Below are 17,654 nucleotides of genomic sequence, written 5' to 3'. Positions count from 1 at the left end.
CGCAGGATATGCCGAAATTGCGCCTTGCGTCAGCGGCAGGCGACGTAGCCGTTCTTCCGGTTCTTTATGTCGAAATGGAAATGGTCGGCGTGGTCGGCATTGTAACCGGGACCGAGCACGGTGGTGAAGTAGTCGCAGCCGCCGGTGCGCACGTTCTTCAGCAGGCTGCGCTCGCGGAAGGCGAACCAGCCGGGCTTGCGCACGTCGATGTCCCTGCCGTTCTTCAGCTCGATGCGCATCACGTCGAGCGCGTTGCCCTTGGAGTGCTCCGACGGCACGCCGCCCGACCGCGCGATGTTGCGGCAGGAATAGCTCGACCCCTGGTGGATCGTCTTGACGCCGGAGAGATAGCGCCAGCGCGCCGCCGGGGCGAGCTCGTTCTTGGTCCAGGCCGCGAAGCTCGCGGCCATGCCGCAGGTAAGCGTGGCGGCGGGCTTCAGCCCGACGCTGCCCGAAAAACCGGTCACCTCGACTGGATAGTCGATGCGGCAGGCGCCGCCGTCGTTGATCGGCGCAAGGTTGCGATAGGTGACGCCAAGCCGGCGCAACTCCTTGCGGCAGGCGATTTCTTCCGCCGGCATCGTCATCTGCGGCGCGAGCGACGGGCGGTCGAGCTGCGGGTAGGTGGCCATGTATGGATTGGAGGGAACCAGCCTCTGCAGACCCCGCGCGGGGACCGATGCCGTCTGCACGCCGACGTCGACCTCCGGTATCGGCGTCAGCACGCTCGATACGGAGCAGGAGGCGAAGGCGAGCGCGCCGCCGCCGAGCACGGCCACCGTGGCGAGCGTGCGAATGCGATGTCTGAAAGCGGCGCAAAGCTTCGCTGCCCCGTTACGCGATACTGCGGGCATGTCGTCTTCCCAGTCCTGACCGAGGTCCCAATGTAACCGGCAAGGGTAAAGGAAACCTCAGCGCCCCGGTTTACGAGTGGGGCGGGAATGCGGCGTGGGGACCTGTCGTCAGCGGCAGTAGGTGCCGCCATTGCGCCGCTGCGCGAGGTCGAAATGGAAATGGTCGGCATGGTCGGCGTCGCTGCCGGGACCCAGCACGGTCTTGAACGGTCCGCAGGCGGCGCGGCGTATGCGCGACTGGAATTTCGAATTCTTCTGCTCCGAAAGCGGCTGCCGGGCGATCGTTATCACCTCGCCATTCGCAAGCTCGACGGAGGCCCAGTCGAGAGCGTTGGCGAAGGCGTGCTCGGAAAGCTTGGTCTGCCCGTTGCGCGACCGGCAGACATAGGCCGAGGCATGGTTCAGCGCGACGATCGGCGCGCCGAAGATATTCTCGGCCTCGGGCGAGGCGACGTCGCGCATGAAGCGTGCCGTCGCCTCCGCCATGCGGCAGTTCATCACCGCTTCGGGGCGGATCTCGACCTTTTCCGAAAGCGCGGTGACGGTGAGCGGGAAGGGCGCGCTGCAGCCCGACGCGTCCGCCAACGGCGGGTGGGGGGTGAACTCCACACCCAGATCCGAAAGGCGCTTGCGGCAGGCGATTTCCTCGTCGGACGGCTTGGCGGCGGTTTTCGGTTCCGTTTTCTCCTTCCCGGCGTCGGCGGGCTTTTCGCCCGCCTTTCCGCCCTCCGGTTCCCCCGGCCTTGCGGTCGGTGTCGGCGGCGTGGCGCCGTCGTCGAGTTTGCCCGCCTTTTCCTCGGCCATCGGCCGCAGCAGGTCCGGCGCCGCCATTTCCGCGGGCAGTTCCGGCGACTGGGCAAGCGCGAAGGACGCCTCTGCGAGGAGGCCCAGAACGATGAATAGAGGAGAAAATGCCGCGAATGCGGACCGGGAGCGGATCGTCATCACAAACAAAATGGCGTTCGCCCCGCGCGAGGCAATGCGATGAGGCATCACTTAAATTTACGGATCGTCGTCAGCCCTCCACGACCGCTTCCAGCCCTTCCTCGAGCCAGTCGCCCAGCATCGGCATGCCGAGGAGGTAGGTGGAAGTGCGGTTGTTGCCGCGCTGCTTGGCCTCGGCCACCGCGTCCACCCATTCGGAGACGTCGTAGTCTCCGCGCCCGATCCACATCAAGGCGATCAGTTCCGCCGCCTCGTCCTCGTTCAAATCGTCGATGAGCGCGCGAAGCTCCTTCTCGGTGAGGTCTTCTTCTTCCTCCTCGGCGAGCCCGTCATGCTGGTGCGCGTCGCGCGACTGGTCGTCCAGCTCGATCTCGTGATCGCCGCCGGCCTCGTAGTCGTGATTGAGGCCCGCACTCACCGCCCGCGCCTTCAGGATGAAAAGGCGCACGGTGTCGGGATCGATCGCCAGTTCCCATTCCCTTTCGACGGGTTTCTGCAATTCCTCCTCCCGCTATCCGCGCGAAATCCGACTTTGCGGCTTCAAGGTAGCGCAAAATCCGGCGGAAATCTCGCAGCGTGACGATTTGCATTGACAGTGCCGGAACCCGGCGCCAAATGGCGCGTCCTTTTCCTCGGGCCTTCCTCATGTCGCTGATCCTGTCGCCGAAAGTTCTTCCGGTACTGATGCTGCTCGCCTCGAACGTCTTCATGACCTTCGCCTGGTACGGGCACCTGAAATTCAAGGCCGCGCCGCTCTACGCTGCAGTGATCCTGAGCTGGCTGATCGCCTTCTTCGAATACTGGCTGGCGGTGCCCGCCAACCGCATCGGCTATCAGGCCTATTCGGCGGCCGAGCTGAAGACCATCCAGGAGGTCATCACGCTCTCCGTCTTCGCGGTCTTTTCCGTGCTCTACCTGAAGGAGGGCTTGAGCTGGAACCACCTCGCCGGCTTCGCGCTGATCGCGGGCGGGGCGGCCCTCATCTTCAGGGGCTGACGCGGCGCCGGGCGAGCCAGGGCGGCATCGCCTCGACGAGCAGGATCGCCGAGAAGATCAGCGCGCAGCCGACGAGGCCCGTCGCGCCGACGCGCTCGCCGAGCAGGATCGCGCCGAAAAGCGCGGCGAAGACGGCCTCCGTGGAAAGGAAGATCGCCGCTTGCGGAGCTGTCGTGTAGCGCTGGCCGACGGCCTGCAGCGTGAACGCGATGCCGCCTGAGAAGATGCCCGCATAGAGGATTTCGGGAAGGGCGGCGCGGATCGCGGTGCCGTCGACCGGCTCGATGGCGAAGGCTATCGCGAGGCCGAGCACCGCGCAGACCCCGAACTGTGTGACGGCCAGCGTCACCGGCCGGCCCGTATGCCCGGCCAGCCTGGCGATGAAGATGACCTGCAGCGCGCAGAAGGCGGCGCAGAGGATGGTCAGCCAGTCGCCGGCGGTCAGCGCGCCGAGCGAGCCGCCCGACAGCAGCCAGATGCCGACAAGCGCGAGAAGTGCCGCCGGCCAGACCACCGGATGCGGCCAGTGCCGGAACAGGAACACGCCGAAGAACGGCACCATCACCACATAGAGCCCGGTGAGGAAGCCGGAGTTGGTGACCGACGTCGTCAGGAGCCCGACCTGCTGCGCGGCGATGCTGGCGAAAAGCAGAAGCCCGATGAAGGCGAAACCATTCCAGTCCGCCACCGTCGCGGCGGTTTTGGCGGCGCGCGCCTCGCGCAGCGCGAAAGGCAGCATGGCGAACGTCGCGACCGCGAAACGCAGGCCGATGAACAGGAACGGTCCGATCGCCTGCATGGCGGTCGACTGGGCCACGAAGCCCATTCCCCACATGGCGCCCGCCACCAGGAGGACGAGATTTGCCTTGCTGCGTGTCATGCCGGATTGCCGCTTTCGAACGCTCCGGGCCTCCTTATCGATCTTCGCGCCGGGCGGGAAGAAGCCAGCCTTCGGTAACCGTTGCGTCACGCCATTTTGATTCTCGGGCGGGGACCGGGAGGGTCTATGTTTCGGAAGGGAGCTTTTTGCGGGCAAGCCGCCGCGGAAGGGCGGTGCCCTTTCGGAGGAATCCCGATGTCCAGAAACGTTCAACTTTGCGCGGCAGCATGGCTGCTGGCGACGCCTTTCCTCATTGTCCCGGCCTTTGCCGCCGGTGGTGGAGGTGGCGCCGACCCGGCCACGACCCAGTGCACCAAAGGCAAGGTCTGGGACAAGCAGCAGGGCAAATGCGTCGATCCCGGCCAGGGCTATATCGACACCGACAGCGTCTACGAGACCGGCCGGGCGCTCGCCGAGGCGAAGCGCTATGGCGAGGCCATCACGGTGCTCAGCATCGCCGCCGACCGCGGCGACCCGCGCATCCTCAACTATCTCGGCTATTCGCATCGCAAGCAGGGCAGGGTGCAGGTCGGGCTCGGCTACTATCAGGAAGCGCTGAACGTCGACCCGGACTACACGCTGGTGCGCGAATATATGGGCGAGGCCTATCTCCAGCTCGGCGACGTCGCCGCCGCTTCGGGCCAATTGCTGGAGATCGAGAAGCGCTGCGGCCGCGAATGCGCCGAATATTCCGAACTTTCCGAGCAGATCGCGGCGTTCCGCTAGAGCCGTGATCGTGGGTGGGCGCCGATCGGCGCCTGCCTGTGGTTCAGTCCGCGGGCGTGATGCGCAGGATTTCGCCGTCGGCGGCGTCCGTCAGAAGCCAGATCGAACCGTCGGGCGCGACGTTCACGTCGCGGATGCGGCCGAACTCGTTCTCGAACAGCCGTTCCTCGCCGGTGATCGCGCCGCTCTCGTCGCGCTCGAGGCGCGAGAGGAGCTGGAAGGCGAGTGCGCCGACCAGGAAGTCGCCTTCCCATTCCGGGAACATCTCTCCCTCGTAGACGGCGAGGCCCGAAGGCGCGATCGACGGGTCCCAATAGTAGACCGGCTGCTCGTAGCCCTCCGCCTCCGTTCCGACGCCGATCTTGGTGCCGCTGTAGTCGCGACCGTAGGAGATCACCGGCCAGCCATAGTTCTTGCCGGCTTCCGGCTGGTTGACCTCGTCGCCGCCGCGCGCGCCGTGCTCCACCGTCCACAGCGAGTTGGTGACCGGGTCGAACGCTGCGCCCTGGATGTTGCGGTGACCCTTGGACCAGATCTCGGGCAGGTGCCGCGAGCCGTCGGGCGAAGGGTTGTCCTGCGGCACCGAGCCGTCCGGATTGATCCGCAGCACCGCGCCGGCGTGGTCCTGCATGTCCTGCGAGCGGTCGCCCTGGCCGCGATCGCCGGTCGTCACGAACAGCGTGCCGTCGGGATTGAAGACGATGCGCGAGCCGAAATGCTGCCGCGTGGCGGTCTTCTTGTTCATGGAGAAGATGATTTCGAGATTGTCGAGGCGCGCCGCCTCGCCGTCGCGCACCAGCGTCGCGCGGGCGAGCGCGGTGCCGGCGCCGCCCTCGCCCGGTTCGGAGAAGGTGAAGAAGATCGTTCCCGTGGTCTCGAAATCGGGCGCGGCGGCGATGTCGAGAAGTCCGCCCTGGCCTTGCGCGAACACCTCGGGGACGCCCGCGACCGGCTCTGAAAGGTTGCCGTCGCTCACGATGCGGATGCGGCCCGGCCTCTCGGTTACGATCGCGGAGCCGTCGGGCAGGAAATCGAGCCCCCACGGGTGCTCGAGCCCGCCGACGACCGGCGCCACCTGGACGTTCGTCTGCTCGGTTTCATAAACCTGCTGCGAGAACGCCGGCGTCGCCGCCAGCCCGCTCGCCAGGAGCCCAATCATCGCCGCCTTGACCGTCATCCCGCATCATCCATTCGATTTCGTCGCTAGTCCTTTTGATCTAGTCGCGGGTGTGGGTGAAGCAACCTTTCGGCGTAGGCTTCCCACACACGAAAGGCATGGAGACGGTCACAAGCGTGTGAGGAGGATACGGCGAGGAGCGGTGCCGGCCGTCTGCGACATGACGTAACGTCATCCAAGAATTCACGTGAAAATCGCGTCAGGAGTGTTATATTCGACGAAACAAAGCTTGAACGGTTCGTTGGCCGAGGCTGCCGGACCGTTTTCTTTTTGTGTTTCGCGACAAGCGGACATGCGGAATCAACCAAGGAAGGGCAGAAAGGTCGATTGACATGAACAAGGTCCCGATGACCATCGGTGGGTTCGAGACGCTGAAGGAGGAGCTGCGCTGGCGCCAGCAGGAGGAGCGTCCGCGCATCATCGAAGCGATCTCGGAGGCGCGTTCGCATGGCGATCTTTCCGAAAACGCCGAATACCACGCCGCCAAGGAAGCCCAGAGCCTCAACGAGGGCCGCGTCAACGAGCTCGAGGACCTGATCGCGCGGGCCGAGGTGATCGACGTGACGAAGCTTTCCGGCGAGAAGGTGAAGTTCGGCGCGACCGTCGTCCTCGTCGACGAGGACACCGAGGAGGAACGAACCTACCAGATCGTCGGCGACCAGGAGGCCGACGTGAAGTCGGGACGGATTTCCATCTCCTCGCCGATCGCCCGCGCGCTGATCGGCAAGGAAGTCGGAGACGAGGTCGAGGTCAACGCGCCGGGCGGCGCGCGCGGCTACGAGATCGTGGAGCTTCGCTGGGTCTGACCCGCGCGCCCGAATCCGAGAGGTAAGCGCGTTGTCCAGCGTGGATATGTCCACGGTCAGGGTGATCGTGCCGAATTTCAAGCGCCGGCTGTCCGGCGTGACGAGCACGATCATCCAACTGGTGCCGCTGCAGGCCTCGCTGATCGGCATCGCCACGCTCGGACCCGGTTTGCCCGACCGCCTGCCAAGGATGCGCTGGTGGCAGGTGGCTTCCCTGCTGCGTCGCCCCGAGCGTTTCCCCGTGCGGGTGTGGCATGCGCGGCGCAACCCCGAGATGCTGGCCGGCGTGGTGTTGAAGAAAATCTTCCGCGCGCCGCTCAAGCTGGTCTTCACCTCGGCGTCGCAGCGTCGGCATACCGGCTGGACCCGCTTCCTGATTGGCCGGATGGATGCGGTGATCGCCACCAGCCGCAAGACCGCCGCCTATCTGCGGGTCCCCAACACCGTGGTCATGCACGGCATAGACACCGAAAGGTTTCGTCCGGCCGTCGATCGCTCCGAAGCGCAGCGCGCGGTGGGTCTGGAGCCCGGCCGGCATTATGTCGGCTGCTTCGGCCGCGTCAGGCGCCAGAAGGGCACGGATCTCTTCGTCGACGCGATGATCGAGCTGTTGCCGCATCATCCGGAATGGTCGGCGGTGATTGCCGGCCGAGCCACCGCGCAGCACAAGGCTTTCGAGGACGAGCTAAAGGCCCGCGTCGCCAGCGCCGGCCTTGCCGACCGCATCCTATTCGTCGGCGAGCATCGCGACATCGACCGCTGGTATCGGGCCTTGACGCTCTTCGTCGCGCCGCAGCGCTGGGAGGGCTTCGGCCTCACGCCGCTCGAGGCGATGGCGAGCGGCGTGCCGGTGGTCGCCGCCGATGTCGGCGCGTTTTCGGAACTGATTGAGGAAGGCAGCACCGGCACGATCGTCCCGGCGGACGATCCCATCGCCATGCGCGCGGCGATCGCCGCCTATCTCGACAAGCCGGAGCTCGTCGCGCTCCACGGCAGGCAGGCGCGTGATCATGTCGGCGCGCGCTTCCAGTTGCGCCAGGAAGCCGATAGGTTGATCGAGATTTACGAAGAGCTTGGCCGCGGGGCATGATGCTTCCGCGTTTGAACGGGTGAACGGCGATGCATGTCGAAGGCTTCGTGATACATCTGCCGCGCGCCGTGCAGAGGCAGCCGCAGGTCGAGCGCCTGTTGCAGGTGCTGCCGGTGCCTGCCCGAGTGGTCGAGGCGGTGGACGGCCGGGCGTTGACCCAGGAGCAGATCGCCGCGGTCTATCGACAGAGGCTTTACCGGCCGCGCTATCCCTTCGCGCTCGCCATTGGTGAGATCGGTTGCTTCCTCAGCCACCGCAAGGTCTGGCGCGAGATCGTCGAGCGCGGGCTGGACGCCGGCCTGATCGTCGAGGACGATGCCGAGATCGACGCGCGGCACTTTCCCGCGGCCATCGATCTTGCCCTGGAGCATCTGGGAACCAACGGCTATATCCGCTTTCCCTGGCGCAACCGCGGCGATGTCGGAGAAGCGCTCGCCGAGCGAAACGGCATCAGCCTCGTCGAGCCGAAGCTGGTGGGCCTCGGAACGCTGGCGCAACTCGTCAGCCGTGAGGCTGCCGCCAAGCTGCTGACGGCCACCGAGACGTTCGATCGCCCGGTCGACACGTTCCTGCAACTGCGCTGGCGCCACAAGGCGCGTATGTTGGCGATGCGCGGGGCCGGTGTTTCCAACGCCACCAACCAGGTCGGCGGCACGACCGTGCAAACGAAACAGAAGTCGCTTCAGAAGACCTTGTCGCGCGAGGTCAATCGCTCCGTCTACCGTCTGACGCTTCGCGCCCTGGCGGCGCGGCACGGCATATAGGCTGGCGATCAGATCGCGATCAGGCCTTCGTCCTTGACCTGGCGGATGGTGAGCGCGGTCCGCACCGTGTCGACGTTCGGCGCCGAGGTGAGCTCCTCGATGACGAAGGTCTGGAAGGTGGTGAGGTCGGACGCCACGCAGTGCAGCATGAAGTCGGAATCGCCGGAAACCATCCAGGCGCGGCGCACGATCGGCCAGAGGCGGGTGCGTTCGGCGAAAGCCTTCAACTCGGCGTCGGACTGGTGATGAAGGCCGATCAGGCAGAAGGCGACGACGTCGAAGCCGAGATCGCGCGCATTGAGCAGCGCCCTGTAGCCGCGGATGACGCCGGTGTCCTCCAGGCGCTTCACGCGCCGGAGGCAGGGCGGCGCGGAAATCCCGACGCGACGGGACAGCTCGACATTGGTCATCCTGCCGTCGCCCTGAAGCTCCTTCAAGATTTTCCAGTCGATCGCGTCGAGGTCGGCTTTCAAAGGCATCGGAGCATCCGGAGAGGCGAGAGAATCTCGTGTCGATTTTCGCGCAAAGCTAACGGATTATCGTTTCAGGGCCAAAGCATTTCCCGCTGTGGTGGTGCCGGTGCGGTGATTTGTGCACATTCGGCGGCGGTTTTTCTCCAGCTTTCAGGGGAGGAACGATTCGTCGCCTTGCAACTGGCATGTCCCAACACCTAAATTGCATGCGATAAGTGTATCTCGACTCTAGGATTTCCCTGCCGCGTGCCGTTGCGGCGGGAGCATTACGGAAAGCAAGGCGATGACCGCAAGACATGTTCCCGTCCTCATCATCGGTTCCGGCCCGGCCGGCTACACCGCCGCCATCTACGCGGCGCGCGCCGGCCTGACGCCGTTGCTGATTTCCGGGCTGCAGCAGGGCGGCCAGTTGACGATCACCACCGATGTTGAAAACTATCCCGGCTTCGCCGACCCGATCCAGGGGCCGTGGCTGATGGGCGAGATGCTCAAGCAGGCCGAGCATGTCGGCACCGAGATCGTCACCGATCTGGTGAGCGAGGTCGATATCGACGCGAGGCCGTTCCGGGTCAGGACGGACTCCGGCGCTGAATACACCAGCGATGCGCTCATCGTCGCGACCGGCGCGCAGGCCAAGTGGCTCGGCCTTCCCAGCGAGCAGACCTTCATGGGCTTCGGCGTGTCGGCCTGCGCCACCTGTGACGGTTTCTTCTATCGCGGCAAGGACGTGGTGGTCGTCGGCGGCGGCAACACCGCCGTCGAGGAGGCCCTCTATCTCGCCAATCTCGCCAAGTCGGTGACGATCGTCCATCGCCGCGACGAATTCCGCGCCGAGCGCATCCTGCAGGATCGTCTCTTCAAGAAGGAGAATGTCCGCGTCATCTGGGATCATTACATCGACGAGATCGTCGGCACGGTGCAGAAGGCGCCGCTGCCGCCTTCCGTCACCGGCATCAGGCTGAAGCACAGCAATACGGGCGAGGTCACGGAAATGGACACGCACGGCGTGTTCGTGGCGATCGGCCATGCGCCGGCGGTCGAGCTGTTCGTCGGCAAACTCAAGCAGAAGCCGAACGGCTATCTCTGGACGGCGCCGGATTCGACGGTGACCAGCGTTCCCGGCGTGTTCGCCGCGGGCGACGTCACCGACGACGTCTACCGTCAGGCGGTCACGGCTGCCGGCCTCGGCTGCATGGCCGCGCTGGAGGCCGAGCGCTACATCGCCGAGCTCGCCGTTCACCGCGAAGCGGCCGAATAGCCTGACGCCCGAGGGGAAACGGTGAGATGGCGCTCGATTGGGACAAGCTTCGCGTGTTTCACGCCGCCGCCGAGGCGGGGTCCTTCACGCATGCGGCGGAAAGCCTGCGTCTTTCCCAATCGGCCATCTCGCGCCAGGTAAGCGCGCTCGAGCAGGACGTCGGCGTCCCGCTGTTCAATCGCCACGCCCGCGGACTGGTGCTAACCGAGCAGGGCGAGATCCTCTACCAGACCGCGCATGAGGTGCTGATGAAGCTGGAGAACGTCCGGCTTCGCCTCACCGAGACCAAGGATAGGCCCTCCGGCCCGCTTCGGGTGACCACCACGGTCGGGCTCGGCTCCGGCTGGCTCACCGAGAGGGTGCAGGAATTCCTCGACCTCTATCCCGACATCCAGCTCCAGCTTATCCTCGCCAATGAGGAGCTCGACCTGACGATGCGGCAGGCCGACTGCGCGATCCGCCTGCGCCAGCCGCAGCAGCCCGACCTCATCCAGCGCCGGCTGTTCACGGTGCATTTCCACCTCTATGCCGCGCCGTCCTACATCGCCAAGTTCGGCAAGCCGACCTCGATCTCCGACCTCGACCGCCACCGCATCGTCACCTTCGGCGAGCCGGTGCCGCCGCATCTCGCCGACATGAACTGGCTGGAGATCGCCGGCCGGCCGGAAGGCTCGAAACGCATGGCGGCGCTGCAGATCAACAACATCATGTCGCTCAAATCCGCGGTGCAGAAGGGTGCCGGTGTCGCGATGCTGCCCGACTACGCGGTGGAGAAGGATTCCGGTCTCGTCCAGCTCATGACGGAGACCGAGGTGCCGTCCTTCGACACCTACTTTGCCTATCCCGACGCCATGAAGAACCAGGTGAAGCTGCACGTCTTCCGCGATTTCCTCATCGCCAAGGCGCGGAGCTGGTCATACTGACGCCAAACGCCCGCCGATGAGGCATCGGGCTGCGCCAAAATTCGTCATGCGCCTCATGCATAGGTGCAATGCAAAATACCCTGCTTGTTATTTGAGCAAATAAAGCCCATATCATAACCATCTCCCGGGCGCGTTCCTCCTCCCATTGGCGCCCGGTGAGTGTTCCCCTCTGGAGGTTTTGCCTAACGGCACTTCCAACAAACTCAGCCGGGTCTTTCCAGATCCGGCTTTTTTTGTGCCCGTCATGCGCTGAATCATCCTCCGGCCGACCCGGCTTCGGCTCCTTTTCGGCAGCGCCCGGGGGTTCGTCGGGGTTCGTTTTCGATCACGTATCGCCCGTTTCCCGGTCACAACAGGCGGTTTTTTCTCGAGGATGGAAACGCTACCGACGATGAAAATGCTAGCATTTACAATGGCATATACGAAAATGAACATATGTTACCGTGACGTGTAACATCTCGTAACCTGCGCAGCCGGGCATGACGGGTCTACCTTTAGGTCAGGACGCGGCGATGCTTCGACGTCTCGGAAGATGGGGGCATCATCCGAACCGCCGTAGCATGTCATGGCAACCGTCGTGTCCAACTTCTCCCCGGCCGGATCGCCCCTCCGGTCATGCGGCGGACCTGGCAGTGTCGCTTTGTCGATCGCGGTCTGCATGGAAACGGCGTCAGACCCCAAGACCTGGCGCCGTTTTCATTTTTCCTCGCTATTCCCTTGTCCGACCTCAGGCAGCCTTGCCGTGCCCGTTCGCCACGTCGTCGGCGAGCCTGCCGGTCAGCTCCGCCATATGCGCGAACCGCGCGACATAGGAAGCCACGCCGGCCGTCGCCGAGCGCAGCTCGACGATCAGACTGCCGATTTCGGCTTGCGGCATCATCGCTTCGACCACGTCCCAGCCGGCCCACCCGGCGCGCGCGTCGAAGCCGAGGATCTGGCCGCGCCGTTGCGGGACCAGCGCCGTGACCTTCGCCGTCGCCTCGTTGGGCGTGAAGATTTCCACCTTCAGGATCGGCTCGAGCAGCACCGGCGAGCAGGCGGACATGCCTTCCTTCATCGCCAGCTTCGCCGCCATCTGAAACGCCATGTCGGAGGAATCGACGGTGTGGTAGGAGCCGTCCGCGAGGTTCACCGAAAGATCGACCACCGGAAAGCCCATCGGCCCGCATTTGAGATAGTCGCGTATGCCGGCCTCCACCGAGGGGATGTACTGCTTGGGCACCACGCCGCCAGTGATCGTCTCGGTGAACTCGAAGCCGGTGCCGCGCGGCAGCGGCTTGATGTCGAGCACCACGTCGCCGAACTGGCCGTGGCCGCCCGACTGTTTCTTGTGGCGTCCACGCTGGGTGACCGGCTTGCGGATGGTCTCGCGGTAGGGAACCGAGGGCGCCCGCGCCTCCACGGGGATCTGGTATTTCCCTTCCAGCCGCTCGACGGTCACCCGCAGATGCATCTCGCCATGGCCGGAGACGATCGTCTCGCCGGTGTCCTGGTTCTGCTCCATCGCAAGCGAGGGATCCTCCTCGAGCAGCCGCTGCAGCGCGGCCGACAGCTTCACGTCGTCCTTTCGCTCCTTCGGGCGCAGGGCGACCGAATAGACCGCGGCGGGGGGAGGCAGGTCCACCAGTGCCGTCACGCTCCTGCTCGTGCCTACCGTTTCGCCGGTGCGGATGCCGTCGAGCTTGCCGAGCGCGACCGTCTCGCCTTCAGTCGCCGAGGCGAGCTTCGCCTGGTCCTTGCCGAGCATGCGGTAGACGCCCGATACCTTGGCCGTCGAGCCGTCCGAGCCGTAGACCTCGGTCGCGTCCGCGATCCTGCCCGAGAGCACGCGAGCGACGGAGAGCTTGCCGCCATGCGCGGTGTGGACCGTCTTCATGACCTGTGCGAGCGGCGAGCCGGTCGGCGCGCCCAGCCTCTGGCGCGTGGCCTCCACGTCGGGTGCGTCGTGGCGTATCGCCTTCAGGAGGCGCAGCACGCCGTTGCCCTTTTCGGCCGAGCCGATGAAGACCGGCGTCACCATGCCTTCGCGCAGGTCGGCCGCCAGATCGTCGAAGATCGCGTCGCGCGGCGGCTCGATCTCCTCCAGAAGCTGCTCCATCAGCGCGTCGTCGTGGTCGGCCAGCGTCTCCAGCATCGAGAAGCGCGCCTCGATCTCCCTGGCCTTCTCGTCGTCGGGAATTTCGGCGACCGTGCTTTCGGCGTGCTCGCGGTAGATATAGGCCCGCTCCAGCGCCAGATCGATCGAGCCGACGACGATGCTGTCCTTGCGCAGCGGTATCTGTCGCAGAAGCAGCGGTGTCGCGCTCGCCGGCTGCAACAGCTTCAGCGTCTCGCGCACGCCGGCGGTCGCCTTGTCGATCTTGTTGAGGAAGAGCATGCGCGGCAGGCCGAGATCGTCTATCTGGCGCATGATGAGCTGCAATGCGGGGAATTTCTTCTCGTCGGGCTCGGCAACGACGATCGCCACGTCGCAGGCGGCGAGCACCGGAGCCGCCTCGTGGGCGAACTCGATCGAGCCGGGGCAGTCGACGAAAGTGATGCTCTCGTCCATGAATTCGGTGGTGGCGAAGCTCGCTTCCACGCTCATCGCGTGCTCGCGCGCTTCCAGTGAATGGTCGCCTATCGTGTTGCCCGAAGAAACCGGGTTCTGCCGGGGGATGGCGCCGGTTCGCGCCAGAATGGCTTCGAGCAGGGTTGTCTTACCGCTGGCAAAGGGACCGATGATGGCGACGCATTTCGGTCCCGTGCGTCGTTCTCCGGCTCGTTTTCCCATGATCACCTGACCTCCTCTCACGCGTTTCCTCATGAGCGGCGGCCGGCCTGACGACCGTCGCAAGGCCGTGACGGCTCTGCGGCCGTCGGGGGCCTTGACCCATCGTCACACGAGAGCCGGGAGAGGGCAAGGGAGTAATGCCGCGAGGCTGGACTGCGGGGCGGGCGGAGGTTATCGAGTCCTGATGACAAGCGAGAACGCAGCCGCCGAACCCGAGTCCTCCTTGCAGCGTCTGCGGCTGAAGCTGCGCAAGCTCTATCACGGGCGCACGACCGCCGCGCTCCGTTTCCAGATCGCCGTCACCATCGTCGACCTGGCGATCATCGTCTTCTTCATCGTCTCGCCATTGCTGCGCGATCTGCCGTCCTTCCTCTGGATCGACTATTCCGTCGCGGCGCTTCTGGCCGCCGACATCGCGGCGCGGGCGTTTGCCTCCTCCGACGTCCTGCGCTGGCTCCGCCAGGCCACGGTGCTGGTCGACATCTTCGTTCTCGTCACGCTGCTCTTTCCCTACACGCTGTTCAATCTCGGCTTCCTGCGCATATTGAGATTGTGGTCGCTGTCGCGCAGCGGCGTGCTGTGGGCGCCGCTGGAGCGCAACGGCTACGGCGAATGGCGCGACGTGGTTCATGCGGTCATGAACCTGCTCACCTTCCTCTTCATCGTGACGGGGTTCGTCTATACGAGCTTCTTCAGCCACGGGCCGACCGTCGAGGGCTATGTCGACGCGCTCTATTTCACCGTCGCAACCGTAACCACCACCGGCTTCGGCGATATCGTGCTGCCGGGCGTGTGGGGCAAGCTGACGGCGATCGTCACCATGATCATCGGCATCTCGCTGTTCGTGCGGCTGGCGCAGTCGATCTTTCGCCCGGTGAAGGTGTTCTTTCCCTGCCCGCAATGCGGGCTTCAGCGCCACGACAAGGACGCCGTGTTCTGCAAGGCCTGCGGCAACATGCTGAACATCCCGAACGACGACGAGTGACCGGCGGCCTCACGCTGAAAGGGCGTGTTCCATGGGGCTGCTCTCGTTCACCCAGGACAGTTCCTCCTTACGGGCCGGCCGGCTGATGTGATAGCCCTGGAAGCGGTCGCAGCCGGCGGCCCTGGCGAGGATCAGTTCCGCCTCGGTCTCCACCCCCTCGGCGACGACCGCGAGATTCTGGATGCGGGCGATCTGCACCAGCGCCGAGACGAAGACCTGCGCCACCGGGTCGTGCCCAAGGCCCTGAATGTAGCTGCGGTCGATCTTGATGCTGTCGATCGGCAAGGTCTTGAGATAGTTGAACCCGCAATAGCCGGTGCCGAAATCGTCGAGCGCGATCTTGAAGCCCATCGATCTCGCGGCCTCGAGCCTGCGAAGGATCTCGGGCTTCGCGCCGGTCGCCACCGTCTCGGTTATTTCGAGGACGAAAAGGTCGGCGCGCCTGCCCGTTTCCTTCAGTACCCGGCCGAGCATCAGGAGGAAGCTGTCATGCTTCAACTGCTCTCCCGAAACGTTGATGGTGAGCCGGCAGCCGGGAAAGTGGACGATGTCGAGGCATGCCTGGCGGAACACCCATTCGCCGAGCGTGCCGATCAGGTTGGAGCGTTCGGCCACGGGAATGAAGTCGCCGGGCGGGATCATGCCGCGCACCGGATGCCTCCATCTCACCAGACCCTCGAGCGCGAGAACCGAGCCGCGATCGTTCGTGATCGGCTGGTAGTGTAGCTCGAGTTGGTTCAGGTAGATCGCGGCTCGAAGCTCGCGCTCTATAAAGCGGGAGTGCCGCTTGTCGGAAAGCATCTCAGGATCGAACACCGTCAGGCGGCCGCGGCCTGCCGACTTGCTTTCGTAAAGGGCGAGATCGGCGAGAAGCATCAGTTCCTCGGCCTGGCCGGCGTGGCGCGGCGCCAGCGCGGCGCCGGCCGAAACACTCAGCGAGACGGTGTGGCCCTCGTGCAGCCTTCCCATGCGAAGCGTGTCGAGAAGCGCTCTGACACGGGCGCGCGTCCGGTCGATGTCGGCGTCGCGCACGATCACCGCGAACTCGTCGCCGCCGAGCCGCCCCGTCGTGCAATCCGGAAAGAGCTGCTTGATGGACGATACGACATGAACCAGCGCCCGGTCGCCGAACGGATGCCCGAAGCTGTCGTTCAATTGCTTGAAATGGTCGAGATCGATCAGCACCAGCGTTGCATCGCGGGGCTTGAAGGGCGTGCCGAGGGTCCTCTGCAGTTCCTCGAGGAAGAAGCGGCGCGTCATTGCGCCGGTCAGGGCGTCGTCGCGCAGCAGCATGTGCCGTTCCTGCTCGGCAAGAGAGGCCTGGTTGAGCCGGTAGGCGATGGATCGCCTCAGATAGGCAAGCAGCGCGAAGCCCACGAACATGATCGCCAGACAGACGAGCAGGGCGGCAAAAACCCTACGGTCGTCGATGATCGTGAAAAGCGACCACACTATCATTCCGGCGCCGACCGTCAGCAGCAACTGGACCGTGTGGTAGCCGCGCTCGCTGTGGTCCTTGATCGACCTGTAATTGCTCATGGTTTCAGCCCCCGCCCCAACCCGGCGTTAGAGCTAAGCAACAGGCTTTAAAACTGTTTGAATCCGAATGATAAATTTTCGGCGCCGCGGCAAAAGAATCCACCGGGTTCCGCAAATGCGCGGGCTGGTCTCACCTAAACGAAAAACCCGGCCGTTGAGCCGGGTTCTTCGATCGTTTCGCGGTCGACCGTCTCAGCTCAGCGAGCCGGTGAAGCGCTGGATGCGCGTGCAGGCTTCCTCGAGCAGCTCGTCCGAGGTGGCGTAGGAGATGCGGAAGTTCGGGCCGAGGCCGAAGGCCGAGCCGTGGACCACCGCGACACCCTCGGTTTCGAGCAGTTCGGAGACGAAATCCTCGTCCGTCTCGATGACCTTGCCCGACGGAGCCTTCTTGCCGATCAGCGCCTGGCAGGATGGATAGACGTAGAACGCGCCTTCCGGCGTCGGGCAGGAGATGCCGCGCGCCTGGTTGAGCATCGAGACCACGAGATCGCGGCGGCCCTGGAAGATCGCCTTGTTCCTCACGATGAAGTCCTGCGGACCGTTCAACGCCTCGACCGAGGCCCATTGCGCGATCGTGCAGGCGCCCGAGGTCTGCTGGCCCTGGATCATGTCCATCGCCTTGATCAGGCTTACCGGCCCGGCGGCATAGCCGATGCGCCAGCCGGTCATGGCATAGGCTTTCGACACGCCGTTCATGGTCAGGGTGCGCTCGTAGAGCGCCGGTTCGACCTCGGCGATCGTCTTGAAGACGAAATCGCCGTAGGTGAGGTGCTCGTACATGTCGTCGGTCAGCGTCCAGACATGCGGGTGCCTGAGCAGCACGTCGGCAAGCGCGCGCAGCTCGGCTTGCGTGTAGGCCGCGCCCGACGGGTTCGACGGCGAGTTCATCAGCAGCCACTTGGTCTTCGGCGTGATCGCCTTCTCAAGCACCTCCGGCGTCAGCTTGAAGCCGTTCTCGATCGAGGTGTCGGCAAAGACCGAGGTGCCGCCGCAGATCGCCACCATCTCCGGATAGCTGACCCAGTAGGGGCGGGGGATGATCACCTCGTCGCCCGGGTTCAGCGTCGCCATGAAGGCGTTGAACAGGATCTGCTTGCCGCCGGTGCCGACGATCGTCTGCTCGGGCTTGTAGTCGAGATTGTTCTCGCGCTGGAACTTGGCGGCGATCGCTTCGCGCAGCGGCGCTATGCCCGAAACCGGCGGATACTTGGTCTCGCCGCGGCGGATCGCGTCGATCGCCGCGTTCTTGATGTTGTCCGGGGTATCGAAATCGGGTTCGCCGGCGCCCAGGCCGATCACGTCACGACCCTTGGCTTTCAGGTCGCGCGCTTTCTGCGTGACGGCAATCGTCGCGGAAGGCTTGACGCGTGAAAGGGCATCGGCAAGGAAGGCCATGACTTGATCTCTCCATTGGGATTCAGACCCGCCCGCGCGGGCCGGAGGTGTATTGTCCCATCGCGGGCGG

At 64.9% G+C, this 17,654-nt stretch carries 17 protein-coding genes; 8 read left to right on the top strand and 9 right to left on the bottom strand.

All coding sequences use genetic code 11. The features are described from left to right. Window positions 1-29: 29 nt before the first annotated feature. The 3 genes from XW59_RS08645 to XW59_RS08635 form a co-directional block, all read right to left on the bottom strand. Window positions 30-854: an extensin family protein gene (locus tag XW59_RS08645; RefSeq protein ID WP_082137429.1), complete on the bottom strand. Its 825-nt coding sequence runs from the start codon at window positions 852-854 to the stop codon at window positions 30-32. Between the two features lie 108 nt (window positions 855-962). Beyond that, entirely contained in the window at window positions 963-1,799 is an 837-nt protein-coding gene (locus tag XW59_RS08640; RefSeq protein WP_047144456.1) for an extensin family protein, read from the bottom strand. A gap of 70 nt (window positions 1,800-1,869) precedes the next feature. Continuing rightward, window positions 1,870-2,298 carry a DUF3775 domain-containing protein gene (locus tag XW59_RS08635; RefSeq protein WP_047143947.1) on the bottom strand — a complete coding sequence of 143 codons (429 nt, stop codon included), beginning with the start codon at window positions 2,296-2,298 and terminating at the stop codon, window positions 1,870-1,872. Window positions 2,299-2,444: 146 nt separating this feature from the next. Between XW59_RS08635 and XW59_RS08630 the strand changes: the two genes are divergently transcribed. Next, the gene (locus tag XW59_RS08630; protein ID WP_047144457.1) at window positions 2,445-2,795 is read left to right on the top strand and encodes a DMT family protein; all 351 of its coding nucleotides are present in this window, start codon (window positions 2,445-2,447) and stop codon (window positions 2,793-2,795) included. Here the strand turns inward: XW59_RS08630 and XW59_RS08625 are convergent. Beyond that, window positions 2,785-3,675: a DMT family transporter gene (locus tag XW59_RS08625; RefSeq protein ID WP_047143948.1), complete on the bottom strand. Its 891-nt coding sequence runs from the start codon at window positions 3,673-3,675 to the stop codon at window positions 2,785-2,787. The genes XW59_RS08630 and XW59_RS08625 overlap by 11 nt on opposite strands. A 195-nt stretch (window positions 3,676-3,870) precedes the next feature. Between XW59_RS08625 and XW59_RS08620 the strand changes: the two genes are divergently transcribed. Beyond that, window positions 3,871-4,401, top strand: coding sequence for a tetratricopeptide repeat protein (locus tag XW59_RS08620; protein WP_047143949.1), 531 nt, complete (start codon window positions 3,871-3,873; stop codon window positions 4,399-4,401). A 43-nt stretch (window positions 4,402-4,444) separates the two neighbouring features. Here the strand turns inward: XW59_RS08620 and XW59_RS08615 are convergent, their stop codons facing one another. Further along, window positions 4,445-5,578, bottom strand: a complete 1,134-nt coding sequence (locus XW59_RS08615; protein WP_047143950.1) for a PQQ-dependent sugar dehydrogenase — start codon at window positions 5,576-5,578, stop codon at window positions 4,445-4,447. Between the two features lie 332 nt (window positions 5,579-5,910). On the opposite strand from XW59_RS08615, the gene greA reads away from it, so the two are divergent. From greA to XW59_RS08600, 3 genes are read left to right on the top strand one after another with little or no spacing between them, the layout of a single operon-like run. Beyond that, window positions 5,911-6,384 (top strand): transcription elongation factor GreA, encoded by a 474-nt coding sequence (greA, locus tag XW59_RS08610; RefSeq protein WP_047143951.1) that lies wholly within the window; start codon window positions 5,911-5,913, stop codon window positions 6,382-6,384. Window positions 6,385-6,430: 46 nt separating this feature from the next. Beyond that, window positions 6,431-7,474 (top strand): glycosyltransferase family 4 protein, encoded by a 1,044-nt coding sequence (locus XW59_RS08605; protein WP_047143952.1) that lies wholly within the window; start codon window positions 6,431-6,433, stop codon window positions 7,472-7,474. Window positions 7,475-7,503: 29 nt separating this feature from the next. Beyond that, a complete protein-coding gene (locus XW59_RS08600) occupies window positions 7,504-8,238 on the top strand; it encodes a glycosyltransferase family 25 protein (RefSeq protein ID WP_047143953.1) in 735 nt (244 codons plus the stop codon). Window positions 8,239-8,246: 8 nt separating this feature from the next. Here the strand turns inward: XW59_RS08600 and XW59_RS08595 are convergent, their stop codons facing one another. Continuing rightward, the gene (locus XW59_RS08595; protein ID WP_047143954.1) at window positions 8,247-8,717 is read right to left on the bottom strand and encodes an Lrp/AsnC family transcriptional regulator; all 471 of its coding nucleotides are present in this window, start codon (window positions 8,715-8,717) and stop codon (window positions 8,247-8,249) included. Between the two features lie 277 nt (window positions 8,718-8,994). Between XW59_RS08595 and trxB the strand changes: the two genes are divergently transcribed. Together trxB and XW59_RS08585 are read left to right on the top strand one after the other, a co-directional pair. Then, a complete protein-coding gene (trxB, locus tag XW59_RS08590; RefSeq protein ID WP_047143955.1) occupies window positions 8,995-9,969 on the top strand; it encodes a thioredoxin-disulfide reductase in 975 nt (324 codons plus the stop codon). A gap of 26 nt (window positions 9,970-9,995) precedes the next feature. Next, complete coding sequence (locus XW59_RS08585; RefSeq protein ID WP_047143956.1) at window positions 9,996-10,892, top strand: LysR family transcriptional regulator; 897 nt, start codon at window positions 9,996-9,998, stop codon at window positions 10,890-10,892. A gap of 727 nt (window positions 10,893-11,619) precedes the next feature. Here the strand turns inward: XW59_RS08585 and XW59_RS08580 are convergent. Continuing rightward, a complete protein-coding gene (locus XW59_RS08580; protein WP_047143957.1) occupies window positions 11,620-13,665 on the bottom strand; it encodes an elongation factor G in 2,046 nt (681 codons plus the stop codon). Window positions 13,666-13,849: 184 nt separating this feature from the next. On the opposite strand from XW59_RS08580, the gene XW59_RS08575 reads away from it, so the two are divergent. Further along, entirely contained in the window at window positions 13,850-14,650 is an 801-nt protein-coding gene (locus tag XW59_RS08575) for a potassium channel family protein (protein WP_047143958.1), read from the top strand. 9 nt (window positions 14,651-14,659) lie between these two features. Here XW59_RS08575 and XW59_RS08570 read toward each other — a convergent pair whose 3' ends face one another. Beyond that, complete coding sequence (locus XW59_RS08570) at window positions 14,660-16,189, bottom strand: EAL domain-containing protein (RefSeq protein ID WP_047143959.1); 1,530 nt, start codon at window positions 16,187-16,189, stop codon at window positions 14,660-14,662. Window positions 16,190-16,381: 192 nt separating this feature from the next. After that, a complete protein-coding gene (locus XW59_RS08565; protein WP_047143960.1) occupies window positions 16,382-17,584 on the bottom strand; it encodes a pyridoxal phosphate-dependent aminotransferase in 1,203 nt (400 codons plus the stop codon). Window positions 17,585-17,654 lie beyond the last annotated feature (70 nt).

Origin of the sequence: Aquamicrobium sp. LC103 (assembly GCF_001014615.2) — a bacterium.
Lineage (GTDB): Bacteria > Pseudomonadota > Alphaproteobacteria > Rhizobiales > Rhizobiaceae > LBCQ02.
The sequence above is the reverse complement of the archived record's forward strand: the minus strand, read 5'-3'. Positions and strand labels throughout refer to the sequence as shown.

Excerpts from the sequence above, each read along its gene's own strand:
- XW59_RS08645 (WP_082137429.1), bottom strand. The coding sequence starts at position 854 with ATGCCCGCAGTATCGCGTAACGGGGCAGCGAAGCTTTGCGCCGCTTTC.
- XW59_RS08640 (WP_047144456.1), bottom strand. The coding sequence starts at position 1,799 with ATGACGATCCGCTCCCGGTCCGCATTCGCGGCATTTTCTCCTCTATTC.
- XW59_RS08630 (WP_047144457.1), top strand. The coding sequence starts at position 2,445 with ATGTCGCTGATCCTGTCGCCGAAAGTTCTTCCGGTACTGATGCTGCTC.
- XW59_RS08625 (WP_047143948.1), bottom strand. The coding sequence starts at position 3,675 with ATGACACGCAGCAAGGCAAATCTCGTCCTCCTGGTGGCGGGCGCCATG.
- XW59_RS08620 (WP_047143949.1), top strand. The coding sequence starts at position 3,871 with ATGTCCAGAAACGTTCAACTTTGCGCGGCAGCATGGCTGCTGGCGACG.
- XW59_RS08615 (WP_047143950.1), bottom strand. The coding sequence starts at position 5,578 with ATGACGGTCAAGGCGGCGATGATTGGGCTCCTGGCGAGCGGGCTGGCG.
- greA (WP_047143951.1), top strand. The coding sequence starts at position 5,911 with ATGAACAAGGTCCCGATGACCATCGGTGGGTTCGAGACGCTGAAGGAG.
- XW59_RS08605 (WP_047143952.1), top strand. The coding sequence starts at position 6,431 with ATGTCCACGGTCAGGGTGATCGTGCCGAATTTCAAGCGCCGGCTGTCC.
- XW59_RS08600 (WP_047143953.1), top strand. The coding sequence starts at position 7,504 with ATGCATGTCGAAGGCTTCGTGATACATCTGCCGCGCGCCGTGCAGAGG.
- XW59_RS08595 (WP_047143954.1), bottom strand. The coding sequence starts at position 8,717 with ATGCCTTTGAAAGCCGACCTCGACGCGATCGACTGGAAAATCTTGAAG.
- trxB (WP_047143955.1), top strand. The coding sequence starts at position 8,995 with ATGACCGCAAGACATGTTCCCGTCCTCATCATCGGTTCCGGCCCGGCC.
- XW59_RS08585 (WP_047143956.1), top strand. The coding sequence starts at position 9,996 with ATGGCGCTCGATTGGGACAAGCTTCGCGTGTTTCACGCCGCCGCCGAG.
- XW59_RS08580 (WP_047143957.1), bottom strand. The coding sequence starts at position 13,665 with ATGGGAAAACGAGCCGGAGAACGACGCACGGGACCGAAATGCGTCGCC.
- XW59_RS08575 (WP_047143958.1), top strand. The coding sequence starts at position 13,850 with ATGACAAGCGAGAACGCAGCCGCCGAACCCGAGTCCTCCTTGCAGCGT.
- XW59_RS08570 (WP_047143959.1), bottom strand. The coding sequence starts at position 16,189 with ATGAGCAATTACAGGTCGATCAAGGACCACAGCGAGCGCGGCTACCAC.
- XW59_RS08565 (WP_047143960.1), bottom strand. The coding sequence starts at position 17,584 with ATGGCCTTCCTTGCCGATGCCCTTTCACGCGTCAAGCCTTCCGCGACG.